Source organism: Spirosoma aerophilum (genome assembly GCF_054782495.1).
In genome coordinates, this window is the sequence record NZ_BAAGSJ010000027.1 from 66293 (window position 1) to 79232 (window position 12940).

11 protein-coding genes are annotated in these 12940 nt (G+C 53.5%); 7 read left to right on the forward strand and 4 right to left on the reverse strand.

All coding sequences use genetic code 11. The features are described 5' to 3' along the window. Positions 1-6: 6 nt before the first annotated feature. Positions 7-1248 carry an aspartate kinase gene (locus tag ACYVK4_RS26485; RefSeq protein ID WP_461130587.1) on the forward strand — a complete coding sequence of 414 codons (1242 nt, stop codon included), beginning with the start codon at positions 7-9 and terminating at the stop codon, positions 1246-1248. 80 nt (positions 1249-1328) lie between these two features. Next, positions 1329-2180, forward strand: coding sequence for an aminotransferase class IV (locus ACYVK4_RS26490; protein WP_461130628.1), 852 nt, complete (start codon positions 1329-1331; stop codon positions 2178-2180). A 314-nt stretch (positions 2181-2494) separates the two neighbouring features. Here ACYVK4_RS26490 and bioD read toward each other — a convergent pair whose 3' ends face one another. Beyond that, entirely contained in the window at positions 2495-3115 is a 621-nt protein-coding gene (gene bioD / locus ACYVK4_RS26495) for a dethiobiotin synthase (RefSeq protein ID WP_461130588.1), read from the reverse strand. Then, entirely contained in the window at positions 3112-4299 is a 1188-nt protein-coding gene (locus ACYVK4_RS26500; protein ID WP_461130589.1) for an aminotransferase class I/II-fold pyridoxal phosphate-dependent enzyme, read from the reverse strand. The genes bioD and ACYVK4_RS26500 overlap by 4 nt, the downstream gene beginning before the upstream one ends. A gap of 794 nt (positions 4300-5093) precedes the next feature. On the opposite strand from ACYVK4_RS26500, the gene ACYVK4_RS26505 reads away from it, so the two are divergent. Both ACYVK4_RS26505 and ACYVK4_RS26510 read left to right on the forward strand, forming a co-directional pair. Then, positions 5094-8561, forward strand: a complete 3468-nt coding sequence (locus ACYVK4_RS26505; protein ID WP_461130590.1) for a carboxypeptidase regulatory-like domain-containing protein — start codon at positions 5094-5096, stop codon at positions 8559-8561. Between the two features lie 95 nt (positions 8562-8656). Next, positions 8657-9412, forward strand: a complete 756-nt coding sequence (locus tag ACYVK4_RS26510; RefSeq protein ID WP_461130591.1) for an alpha/beta fold hydrolase — start codon at positions 8657-8659, stop codon at positions 9410-9412. A gap of 147 nt (positions 9413-9559) precedes the next feature. Here ACYVK4_RS26510 and ACYVK4_RS26515 read toward each other — a convergent pair whose 3' ends face one another. Next, positions 9560-10129, reverse strand: a complete 570-nt coding sequence (locus ACYVK4_RS26515) for a DJ-1/PfpI family protein (protein ID WP_461130592.1) — start codon at positions 10127-10129, stop codon at positions 9560-9562. Between the two features lie 324 nt (positions 10130-10453). Between ACYVK4_RS26515 and ACYVK4_RS26520 the strand changes: the two genes are divergently transcribed. Beyond that, positions 10454-10639: a hypothetical protein gene (locus tag ACYVK4_RS26520; RefSeq protein WP_461130593.1), complete on the forward strand. Its 186-nt coding sequence runs from the start codon at positions 10454-10456 to the stop codon at positions 10637-10639. Between the two features lie 203 nt (positions 10640-10842). Here the strand turns inward: ACYVK4_RS26520 and ACYVK4_RS26525 are convergent, their stop codons facing one another. Further along, a complete protein-coding gene (locus tag ACYVK4_RS26525) occupies positions 10843-11865 on the reverse strand; it encodes a zinc-binding dehydrogenase (RefSeq protein ID WP_461130594.1) in 1023 nt (340 codons plus the stop codon). Between the two features lie 76 nt (positions 11866-11941). On the opposite strand from ACYVK4_RS26525, the gene ACYVK4_RS26530 reads away from it, so the two are divergent. Beyond that, positions 11942-12463: a GNAT family N-acetyltransferase gene (locus tag ACYVK4_RS26530; RefSeq protein ID WP_461130595.1), complete on the forward strand. Its 522-nt coding sequence runs from the start codon at positions 11942-11944 to the stop codon at positions 12461-12463. Positions 12464-12519: 56 nt separating this feature from the next. Further along, positions 12520-12933 (forward strand): rRNA maturation RNase YbeY, encoded by a 414-nt coding sequence (gene ybeY, locus ACYVK4_RS26535; RefSeq protein ID WP_461130596.1) that lies wholly within the window; start codon positions 12520-12522, stop codon positions 12931-12933. Positions 12934-12940 lie beyond the last annotated feature (7 nt).

The following is a 12940-nucleotide window of genomic DNA, read 5'->3' on the forward strand; positions in this document are numbered from 1 at the left end:
ACCAGTATGAAAGTTTTCAAGTTTGGCGGTGCTTCCGTTAAAGAGGCCGCCGGTGTTCGTAATTTAGCCGAAATCGTTAAAAAACAGGGCAAGGATGTTGTGGTAGTCGTCTCGGCTATGGGCAAGACGACCAATGCTCTCGAAAGTCTCGTTCGGGCTTATGTCGATAAGCGACCAGATGCGCTTCAGGCTCAACTGGCGGGCCTGAAGAGTTATCATACGAATATCATGAACGAGCTGACCGGCGACTTCAGCCAGGTCCATCAAACGTTTGCCCAGCTTGAAAACTACCTCCAAAGTCCAGTACGTGACCATTATGATGAGGTATACGACCAGATCGTTTCGGTAGGCGAGATTCTGTCCACCCAGATTATTGCCGCTCACCTGACTAGTACAGGCCTGGCAACCCATTGGATCGATGCCCGGCAAGTTGTTCGAACCGACTCAACGTTTCGGGAAGGCCGCGTCGATTGGGATACCACAAGTCGACAAATTAACAGTGCGGTCAGGAAAAAAGGCGTTTGTATAACTCAGGGGTTTATTGGTCAGTCGGCCGACAACCGCACCACAACCCTTGGCCGTGAGGGGTCCGACTATACGGCAGCCATCTTTGCGTATTGTCTGAATGCCGAGAGCGTTACGATCTGGAAAGACGTGCCGGGCGTACTGAACGCTGACCCCAAATGGTTCGACGATACCGTGTTGCTGGACAAGCTAACTTACCAGGATGCCATTGAACTGGCCTACTACGGCGCTACGGTCATTCACCCAAAGACGATCAAGCCGCTTCAGAACAAGGGTATTCCATTGTATGTAAAGTCGTTTCTGAAGCCGGAAGCCCCCGGAACCGTAATCGGAAATTATGAGCGGCATTTGACGGTGCCCTCCTTTATTTTCAAGGTCAACCAGGTACTGATTTCCCTGCACCCAAACGATTTCTCCTTTATCGCCGAAGATAACCTGAGCCGGATTTTTGGCCGGTTTGCGCAGGCTGGGGTTAAAATTAACCTGATGCAGAATACGGCCATCAGCTTTTCGGTCGTGGTGGATAACAACCCCGACAGGGTACCCGCTCTGATTGCGTTATTGCGGGATGATTTCAGGGTGAGCTACAACGATAATCTGGAGCTGATCACCATTCGGTATTACGATCAGGGAACCATAGACCGGGTACTGCCCAACAAGCGGCTGCTGCTGGAACAAAAAAGCCGCTATACGGTTCAACTGGTGGTGAAAGACTTAGGATAAAATAGCCTTTTGGCCCCGTATTCAGGTCGATAAGGCCATTTCATGTATCTTTGGCCATGAGCTTCCCCAACGAACTTTCCATGCATTACGGCTATTTCAATGGTACCATTGCCCCCTCCGACCAACTCGCGGTTGGCATCACAGACCTCAGCCTGCTGCGGGGGTACGGGCTCTTCGATTATTTCCTGACCTACAACGGACGACCATTTCAGTGGGACTGGTACTGGGAGCGGTTTCAGAATTCGGCCACCCGCATGCACCTGCCGCTGCCGGTCAGCAAGGAAGAAACATACGCCATTGTTATGAAGCTTATTGACCGCTGTCAGGAAGCAAGCTATAAGAATGGCCTGGCAAACCCCGAGAACATAGCCTTTCGGTTTGTGCTGACCGGTGGCTATTCGCCCGATAGCATCAGTGTTGTCAAGCCCAATCTCCTCATCCTGACCGAAACAGCCCATGCCGTACCCCTGATTCAATATGAACAGGGGATGAAGGTCATTCTCGATGATTATGTCCGGGATATGGCAGAGGTCAAAAGCACCGATTACAAGCGCGTTATTCTTATGGCCGAAGCCATTCGGGCGGCCGGTGCGTCTGACCTGCTCTATCAGAAAGGGGGCGAAATCAGTGAACTGAGCCGAAGCAATTTTTTTATCGTTAAAGGCAATCGGCTTATCACGCCCGATCGGCACATACTACGCGGCATTACCCGTAAAACCGTTATTCAACTAGCCCAGAGTGATTTTGAGGTCGATGAACGGCCCGTTCTGCTGTCGGAGTTGTACGACGCCGAAGAAGCCTTTACGACCAGCTCGACCAAAAAAGTAATGCCAATTACCCAAATTGGTGATCTAACGATTGGTGATGGCTACGTCGGCCCCAAATCCCGTTTTCTACTGGAGCGCTTCGATGAGTTGATCAAAACCTGGTAATAAAGATCTATAAGGTTTCTTGAGACCGTACCTGTTTAAACTTTTTCATCTACATCATAACAACGTGAATGAGGGATTATCTCGATCAAAATTTAGCTGATAAGCATAGCTGATAGATCATTTTTTAACCACAGAGACGGTCCTGCTTAACAAGCTCCATTCAAGATACATACAGTAATTATTTACGTCATAACGCTATAGATAAATTAAGTTTTTTGGCCCCTAAATCACTTAATCTCTACTCAGACGAAGCCCCCTTCAGGGGATTTAGGGGCCAAAAAGCCTAGAAAAGTAAAAGTTTAAACAGACTTACCTTACAGGTCTAGTGTTAACGAGTCAGCGTATTTTTTAATGACGTCTTTTGTCATAACCTCCTCCTGCCCTATTCTCCCTAGGCAGGGCAAACCCGTGTAGCTCAAAATAAACGTTTCGGTTGACGGCACCGCCGGGCCATTGAACAGAATACCCAGTAACGGAATATGTCGGCTCCGGCAGGCATCGACCGATAACAGCGTGTGGTTGATACTTCCCAGATAATTCCGCGAGACCAGCACAACGGGCAAGCCCAGCTTTTTGACCAGATCGATCATGAGATCCTGGTTATTCAGGGGTACCATCAACCCACCGGCCAGTTCAATAACCAGTGCGTTTTCGGTCTGGGGTACAATCAACTTATCAAGCTCGATCGTGACACCGTCAATGGCTGCAGCGGCATGGGGCGACATCGGTTGCGTGAGCCGGTAAGCCTCTGGGTGGAAAAACGATCGGGTATTACTGATCAGTCGGCGCACGGTATCGGTGTCGGAATCATCCAACCCACCCGATTGAATGGGTTTCCAGTAATCGGCCTGTAAGGCTTCGACAACTACCGCCGACGCTACGGTCTTTCCTATTTCGGTGCCAATGCCCGCTACAATTAGCTGTTTGTGATTCATACGTTAAGATGGCTGGCCAGCGTGATGCGTAAAACCGCCAGCAGTTTATCAATTTCTTCGGTTGTATTGAAGGCATGGAGGCAAAGCCGCAGCCGCTCCTGCCCTGCCGGCACTGTCGGGCTCAGAATAGCCCGCACATCCAGCCCAATTCGTTGTGCTTCGGCAGCCACGGCCCGAGCCTGTTCGTTGCCGGGAATGATCAAACACTGAATGGGCGAGTGGCTGTTGGTCCAGGTGGAACCGGGCAACACTTCCCCAACCCGCTGACGAAAGTAAGTAAGTTGCTGATGAAGCTGATGGTATCCCTCCGGATGCTGTTTAAGTTGCTCATGAGCACACCGAATAGCCTGTAGGCTGTGTGGTGGCAAAGCCGTGGTATAAATGAACGGACGGGCAAAATTGATCAGATACTGACGAAGAACAGCCGGACCCACGACGGCAGCCCCGTGAACGCCCAGCGCTTTGCCGAAAGTATGCACTCTGGCCAGCACCCGGTCCTGTAACCCAAGCGCAACAACCAGCCCTTCGCCCTGTTCGCCCGCCGTACCGGAACCATAGACGCCCGTGGCATGCGCTTCGTCGACAATAAGAGCGGCCCCATACTGATCGCAGAGAGCAGCCAGTTCGACCAGAGGAGCCGTGTCGCCATCCATCGAATATACCGATTCGACGGCCACAAAAATTTGCCCCGGCTGCTGCGATGCTTGGTGAAGTTTAGCGGCCAGATCATCCAGATCGTTGTGTTTGAAGCGATGCCGGGCGGCATAGCTGAGCCGTGCCCCGTCGATCATACTGGCATGGATCAGTTCATCGGTCAGGAGAGTGTCGCCCGCTTTGGGCAGACAGGCCAGCAGGCCAATATTGGCATCATAGCCCGAATTGAAAATAAGAGCGGCTTCGGTTTTATAAAACCGGGCCAGCTCCTCTTCTACCTCGTTCGCCAGCCGGGTCTGCCCCGCCAACAATCGGGAGCCCGTTGCGCCCGTACGCGCATCAGCATGCTGTTGATCGGCCTGATAAATGGCTTTTTTAAGGGTTGTTGATCGAGCGAAACCCAGGTAATCGTTCGAACAGAAATCAACGAATTCATCAGCCGTTCGCAGCTGCCGTAACAAACCTTGCTGCTGGTGAATAGCCAGTCGATCGGTTAGCGTTTGGGCGACGGAGCGTGTTACTGTTACCATAGTTGCAAAGGTAGAACACATAGTCAGACAGGCCCCTACCTTTTACCCATCAATTGGTAAAATGTGTGTAAGTATTGAGTTATCCACAATCTCTATGTGGATAACTATTAATTAAAGAAATACTTACAGACAAAATGTATGTGAATCAGGATAGAAAATTAATGCGAAACCGGCCTTCCCGGAAAACCGCCATGGCTCGAAAAATCATGTCCCAACGACAGGAAAATAACCCGCGGCCCGCTTTGCGATTGCCAGAATGCTGAAGGCTATCCTCACCTGCTCAGGCGCGTGCCTACTCTCATCGGCCCCTCCGCTTCACGGGAGGAACTCCCACGCCTGCATCAGGAACGTCACCAGTATCAACTCCTGATCAATCTCTTAGAACAAAACTTATGGCCGTGTCAACAGCGCACCGTAGAGTTGCCGGAGCCACATTAGCCTCTCCAAAACGAACGCCCGTAGCACCCTACAGCCCGAAGAAATATTATTAAGTTGATTAAATTTATTACTTTTCTGCCAGGCAATGACCCTAAACGGACTCAATGTTTGTTGGTACTCAGGCTTAAGCGCCAGAACGCGATTTTAGGAATGCCAGGAAGTCAGCGTTGTCAACTTGTAGAGGCAGCCATTTGCCAACGGATGCTTCGACGACTCCTCTGACAAACGTAGGTGTCGGTAGCCCCCGAGGTACAGGCAGAGATTGATCGTACCCCGAATCGGAGAATAAGCAGGCGAATGTTCGGAAATGCCCTCCTATAATGTGATTGATGACTTTGCTATTCATAGGATAAAGTATGAAATGGAACTGTTTACGGGGGTTACTCCTCAATGGGCTACTCCTACAGGGGTTGGTTGCCCAGACACCATCGGCTAGTCTCACCGGTCAGGCCATCGACGCCAGAACAGGCAAACCCCTGCCCTTTGCCAGCATCTACCTCAACAACAGCACTCGTGGCACGACCGCCGATGAGAACGGCCTGTATCGGCTAACCAACCTGCCCCTGGGCACTCACCAGCTAGTTGGCTCTGTGCTAGGCTATGCAACCACTCACCAAACGCTGAAGCTGGGTGAAGCCCGTCCTTATCAGCTCGACCTGAAGCTCGAGCCCTCGGGTAAGGATCTGTCGGCAATCACCGTCACGGCCCGCCGGAGTGGCCCCTGGCAGCGGCAGTTCCGGACTTTCAGCCGGGAGTTATTAGGCAACCGCCCCCCCGCCCGGTTTACAACTATCACGAATCCCGGCGTACTCCAGTTTACCGAGCAGAACGGCCATTTACAAGCCGTGGCCAGCGAGCCTCTGCTGATCGACAACCTGGCCCTGGGCTACCGGCTGCACTACACGCTACTGTACTTCGACTTTTACCGGGGCCGGATGAATTTTGCCGGTGACTGCCGCTTTGAGGCCCTGACGCCCGCCAGTGCCCGTCAGGGAGCCAGCTGGCAGGCCAATCGGCTCAAAGCCTATCGCGGTTCACTCCGTCATTTACTGGCAAGTCTGCTAATGGGTACCCAGGGCCAGGAAGGTTTTACGGTGTACCGCAGCCCGCTGGTGACCGATGGCGGGGGTAATCAGGCCCTACCCCTGATCCGCCTGGCCGAGCGGGAGCCCATCGGAGCCCAGCAGGCACTGGCCCTGTTCCGGCCCGGCGAACTACCCTTCGAACGCCGGTTGGTATCTGCCCAGCCGCTGGAGGTCTACTACAACCGAATTTATGCCCGAAACTCGCCCTACCAGGACTCACCCTACGCGTATTCGATGCTGCTGTTGCCCCAGCAAGGCTTCGAGATGACAACCGACGGGTGGATTACCCAGGGACAGGGCCTGGATGCCCGGGGTTACCTGGGACAGGACCGGCTGGCCACACTGCTGCCCGCCGATTGGGTCCCAACGGACCGCAGAGCCCTAACCCCGACTGAAATACTGGCGGGGCGGCCCCTGCGCCCCGGTGGGCGGATCGACTCGCTCCAGAGCGGGCTGCAGCGGCAGTTAAGCCGCATGCCCCCCTTAGTATTTATCCATACCGACAAATCCCTCTACAGCACAGGCGACCCCGTCTGGTTCAGTGCCTACGTGCTCGATCCTGCCCGTCAGCTACCCCTGACGGTTTCCAGCCAGCCAAGCCTACAGGTAGACCTTATCGATCCACGGGGTCGGCCCGTGGATCATCAATGGCTACCGTTCGCCGAAGGACGGGCCGGGGGACGCTTTCAGCTATCCGATTCACTGACGAGCGGAACCTATCGCCTGCGGGCCTACACCGACACGGACCCTCTGGCCAGTGGACTCGGCTTTGAGCGAATGTTGACGGTATATAACAGTCGGTTGCCCCTCAACCATGGTTCGGCAGTTGCGCCATTGGCGGGCCCAATGACCACTGATTCGCTGGATGTGCAGCTGCTGCCCGAAGGAGGGCGCTGGCTGGTGGGCGTAGCCGGGCGGCTGGGGGTAAAGGTTGTGCAACCCAACGGGCGGGGCCAAGCGGTGGAGGGACATATCGTCGATGAGAACGGGCAAGCGGTGGGCTCATTTACCACCAACGCCCTGGGCATGGGGCAGGTCACGCTGACGCCGGTGATGGGCAAACATTACACCGCGCGCGTTGCTACCCGGCCTGGCAACCGGGAGCAGGTAGTTGCTTTGCCAGCAGCGGAGCCGGAAGGCTGGGCGTTGGGGGCGGATGCGCTCTCCGACAGTGCCCGATTGCTGGTCAGGGTACGGGCGACGGGACGCTACCAGAATCAGCCGGTTTTTGTCACCCTGCAAAATCAGGGGCAATTGGTATATAACCAGGCCTGGCAACTAAGCCGGGGCGAAGCCCGGTTCGGATTACCCACCGGTAACCTCAGACCGGGCGTGTTTCGGCTGACCCTGTGGGATAGCACCGGCCGGGCCCGGGCGGAGCGGCTGGTGTTCATACCTGAGCGAACCGGTGCCGTTCAGATGCGGGTGCTGATGGGCAAGGCCCGCTACGCCCCCCGTGAACCGGTGGCAATCAGCCTGCAGTTCCGTGACCCGGAAAACTATCCTGTAGTAGCTACCTGGTCGGCAGCTGTGACGGACGCCGACCAACTACCCGCCGATACGATCGGGGCTGACCTGCGCACATGGCTACTGCTGACAGGGGGCTTAAGAGGCCCTATTGAGTCGCCGGCTCACTACCTGGTGCCTGAGAACGCGGGTGATCTGGACAACCTGTTGCTTACTCAGGGCTGGCGTCGGCTACCAGCTGCGGAGGAACCGGTTGACACAACGGGTGGATGGCAGTTGAGCGGGCGGGTATTGAATAGCCGGGGTAGGCCTCTGACGGGCGAAGTAGTGAGTCTATTATTGGAATACCGGGGCGTGAAACTGGTACGGCGATTAACGACCGACGCACAGGGTGCTTTCCGGCTTACGGGGCTGCTGCTGACTGACACCATACAGGTGCGGGCATCGACCCCCAGGGTAAACGGATCGATAATCCGCTTCGATTCACCGGGAAAGCCCTTTGCAACTCCGCTTCTAGCCCCTCCCGACTGGTCAGCCCTGGCTCGCTGGACACAGGAAGCAGTTATTCGGCAAGCTGAGTGGCCGGCTCTGTACCGGGATTCGACGGCCCGCCAACTGGCGGAGGTGCTGGTGCGGGCGACCAGGCTTCGGGAAAGCGAACGCTCCCCTGACGTTGTGGGGGCCAGCCTGCATCAGGAGGCAGATAACACGCTGGTCGTTGAAGGGAACAGCTCGGCCTTGTCGGCCCCCAACATGGGTGAGCTGCTGAAAATGGTGCCTGGTATCTATCAACTAAAACGAGGACCTATTCATGGCAATCCAACCCCTCTGTATATACTGGATGGGGTTTATACGGATGCAGAAACGGTAGGAGAGCTTGATCCCCGTCAGGTCAGTCGGATTGAACTACTGAAAAATGTGGGCACGGCGGCCATCTACGGAGCGCGGAGTGCCAATGGGGTAATTGCTATTTTTACCCGCAAAGGAGGGAGCGATCTGGTGGGGGGACTATCTGGGGCGGTTACCCTGGTCAGGGGGCTGGCTCCACCCAGCCAGTATTATACCCCCCGTTACGAACTGCCCGAGCAAGCCGCCCACACCGACCGGCGCGACGTATTATTCTGGCAGCCGCTGGGGCAAAGTGACCAAGACGGGCAGGCCCGGTTAAATTTTCCCCTCAGTGACCAGGCACGGCGGCTCCGGCTTGTGGTGCAGGGTTTAACCAGCGAAGGAGTGCCTATTCATTATACGTTCGAGCTACCCCTACGGTGAGGTTTGTGCTGAGAGTAAAACAATGATCGACATTACGCAACTATTTGTAACTTGATCAATCAAAGAGCGACTCACCCTATAACTACATGATCTTCATGACTCTCAGACTATTTACTACCAGCATTACCTGCCTGATCCTGTTCGCTTCGTACCAGACAATAGCGCAGTCTACATCGCCCAAACCCACCATGGTCATCGTTCACGGTGCGTGGGGTGGTAGCTGGGCATTCAAAAAAGTAGATTCTATCCTGACCCGCCGGGGCTACACGGTTTACCGGCCTTCACTGACCGGGCAGGGCGAACGGGTGCACCTGGCGTCGACAGAAGTAGGGCTAAGTACGCACATCGACGATGTCGTGAACACCATTTTGTTCGAAGACTTACACGATGTCATTCTGGTAGGCCATAGCTATGGCGGCATGGTCATTACGGGCGTAGCTGACCGTGTTGCCGACCGTGTTCGGCAGGTTGTTTATCTGGATGCCCTGGTACCCAATGACGGCGAAAGTGTTTTGAGTATATCGGGCTCCGGGCCGTCTGCGCTAAAGGATATGATTAAAGATGGGTTTGTGGTACCCTTTTGGGTAAAGGCTGATCAGAAGCCGCCCAAGGATGTTCCGCAGTCGTTAAAGACGTTGACCGAGCCGGTTTCTCTGAAAAACCCGGCCGCCCGACAATTGCCTGCCCGCTACATTCTGACGGTTGAAGCCGGTAAAGATCCAAAGAATGATGATTTTGCGATCCATGCCGAACGGGCCAGACAGCGTGGATGGCCTGTGGTGCAGCTAACCTCCGACCACAACCCACAGTGGTCTGCCATTATGCCGCTGGTAAACGTTCTGGATCAATAAAAAGGTAACCCCGAAAGAAGCCACTCAAGGGACATATGCGCCTGACTGAGTCTGGCTGGTCAGAATACTAATCCAGGCTGGTCTGCCCCATTACCGGAACGGCCCAGCCTGGACAACTAGTGAAAAATCATTGGCTTGTAAAATCCTTTATTTCTCTACCTGTTCCACCTCGTTGAGGCAGGCAAATACCTCCCGATAAAAATCGGGATGCGATTGCCAGGTCTGGCCCGTAACCATGTTTCTGTCCCGTACGGCTTGTTGGGTCGAATACGTGCCGCCCCCCATCTCAATTTCAGTGCGTACATGCTCGTAAGCCGTTAGCGTTCGGTTAGTCGCCAAACCCGCCGTAACCAGAATCTGAATCCCGTGGCAGATCGCGAAGACCCATTTACCCTGCCGGTCAAATTCGCGGACAACCTCCAGCAGAGTGGCATGGTTGCGCAGGTATTCGGGGGCGCGGCCACCCAGCAGTAAAATCGCATCGTATTCGTCTACGACGACATCCTGTATGGTCAGGTCTGAGGCCAGGCAATAGCCGGGCCGCTCGACGTAGGTATCCCAGCCCAGCTCAAAATCGTGCATAACCAGGTTAAGTCGCCGTTTGCTGGGAGCGGCAATCTGGGTAGAGTCGCCCTCTTCCTGAAAACGGTGAACGGCGTAGAGGGTTTCGTAACTTTCGCCACCATCGCCGGTAACGATCAAAATGTTGCGATTCATAAAAGGAAGGCTTTAGAATTAGGTTTGGAAATATAGGCATTATCCCCAACAACTTTTAAGTCGGGAGAGGAGTCTGGATCAATAGATAGTGAAAAATGTGGTTGTCTCCGTCATCGGGTAATGGGCTACTGACGGAGGTAATTAGGCTGCATAGTCTGGTCAGCTTTTCCTTTTCCTGCCAGATAACATCTATCTATTTTCAAAGTAAAGCCCTAAATCAGGACGAAGAGCCAGGTGTCAATTGATGAATACAGCTACTAACCACTTCGCTGTATTACGGAACCGTCCTTTATCTTGCTGTCTGTAAACTAAACCCTAAAAGACATGCGTTTGGATTTGTTAGAGTTAAGGGAGTTGCTGTTGGTAACGCAGGCCCATTTACGGGTTCTCGAACAACTTGAAGCTGAGCGGATTGCTAAAGAAACGGGGCAACCCGTACAAGTGATAGAGCAACGGATTCAAACACTGGCCGAAGAAATACTCGATATTGTGCGGGAAGAAAATGCCTAAGTTCAAGGAACGGTTGATCGTTATGACGACATAGTCCGACAAGTTCATTCCTCAACATCAGCTTCTATCCCTGAATGAGCCTGTCCAACTGATCTTTTAAAGAGCTGGAACGTGTCTCTCACCATGAACACGGTTGAACTTGTAATACGACAGGGATGGCATGATGGCTTTCCGAACGGCCGGTGCCGGACTTTTTTAACGTGTCATCCGTTTATTTTAAGGACAATTTTGCCAAACTGCTTGCCGGTATCCATCTTTTTCATGGCCTCTTCTATGTCGGTCAGGGAAAAAACTTCATCCACAACAGGCACTATTTTGTGGGCATCCACAAACGAAAGCATATCCGTAAATTCATGCTCGGTACCCATCGTTGTGCCGAAAATAGACAGTTGTTTGAAGAACACTTTGGGGGGTACAATATCCGTGATGTTGCCGGTCGTTCCGCCAAAGAAAGCGATGCGGCCGCCCGATGCGGCTACATCGATCAGCTTGGCAAAACCCGCTCCCCCGGCACTGTCGATGATCACATCAAAGTAGCCCCGGCCACCACCGGTCTGCGTCATGAGTGATTTTGCCCAGTCTGGATCGCGGTAGTTAACACCGCCCTTTGCCCCTAGTTCTTTTGCTTTGGCCAATTTCTCTTCAGACCCCGATGTTACCCAGACTTCAGCGCCGGCCGCTACGGCAAATTGTAAGGCAAACAAGGCAGCCCCACCGCCAATGCCGGTGATAAGAACCTTTTCGGATGAGCCAGAGGTATGCAAAGCCGCGCGCGTCATCAACGCACGCCAGGCAGTAAGACCCGCCAGGGGCAGTGCCGCAGCCTGTTCAAACGAAAGATGAGCGGGCTTGTGATGAATGTATTTTTGCCCAACCACGACGTATTCGGCAAAGGTGCCGTTGTCGGGCATGCCCAAAATCCGGAAATCAGGGCCGTAAAAATGAGGGTTACTGCCCCAGTGCATAGCCGGGTTTATAATAATGGACTGCCCCAGCCAGGCACGATCGACACCTTCGCCTACTTCCACGACCACCCCCGCCCCATCGGACCCCAGAATAGTCGGCAGCTTAATGCCGGGATATAGCCCCTGCTGTACAAATACATCGCGGTGGTTCAGGGCCGCAGCGTTTACGTTTATGCGTACATCACCCGGTCCGGCGGTGGGTACAGGTGCATCGATCAATTGCACCGGCTGATTTTTTTCGGCAAGCAAAATGGCTTTCATACGTTACTGGCTGTTGGGTTTAGCATTGTAGCTGACTAACCGGGCGTCTATATTTGTCAACCATTCGGAATAAGTTATGATTCGATACAGAGAGGCAACGGTCGACGATGCCGAGCAAATTTCTCAATTGCACAGCCTCAGCTGGCAGCAAAACTACAGAGGTATTTGGAGAGATGACTTTTTAAACGACCATGTTCTTGAAAACAGGCGGGCCGTCTGGCAAAATCGACTGAACCAACCGGCTCCGAACCAGTACATTCTTGTAGCAGAATCCGACAATGAACTTTGCGGATTTGCCTGCGCCTATACCGACAGTGACCCCGTTTGGGGAACGTTACTCGACAATCTGCATGTTCTAAAAAATCAGAAAGGACATGGTATCGGCACGCATCTGATCAAATCGGCAGCTCGCTGGTCATACGAAAAAAGACCCTCATCAGGCTTCTTTTTATGGGTACTGGAGCAAAACAGCCCTGCCCGGAAATTTTACGACGGACTGGGAGCGACCAATCACGAAACCCAGTCGCTGAAAAATCCGGATGGCGACCACTCCAATGCCTGCCGTTATGTGTGGCCTGATATAACCATTTTGCTTTGAGTGACCGGGAGGCAACCCCCGGCGAACGACCAGCTAATTTTACATTTAACGTACGTATGATTCGTTTTTTTAATGAAGATGTGCCCTACAAGCTTCCGCAGAAGCAGGCAACCCGCCAATGGCTGAAACAACAGGCCGAAGCGGAGGGGTATGTCGTGGGGGATTTGAACTATATTTTTTGTTCTGACGAGCACGTTCTGCAAGTAAACCGGGATTACCTCCAGCACGATTATTACACAGACATCATTTCGTTTGACCAGAGCGAAGAGGAGGGTAAACTAGAAGGTGATATTTTCATTAGCGTCGATCGGGTTGCGGATAATGCCACCCAGTTAGCCACCACCGCCGAGCAGGAAATGCGACGGGTATTAGCGCATGGTTTGTTACATTTATGCGGCTATGGCGATAAGACAGAAGAAGAAGCTGCCGAAATGCGACGCAAAGAAGATGAGTGGTTAAGCCGCCTGTAGGCTAGCC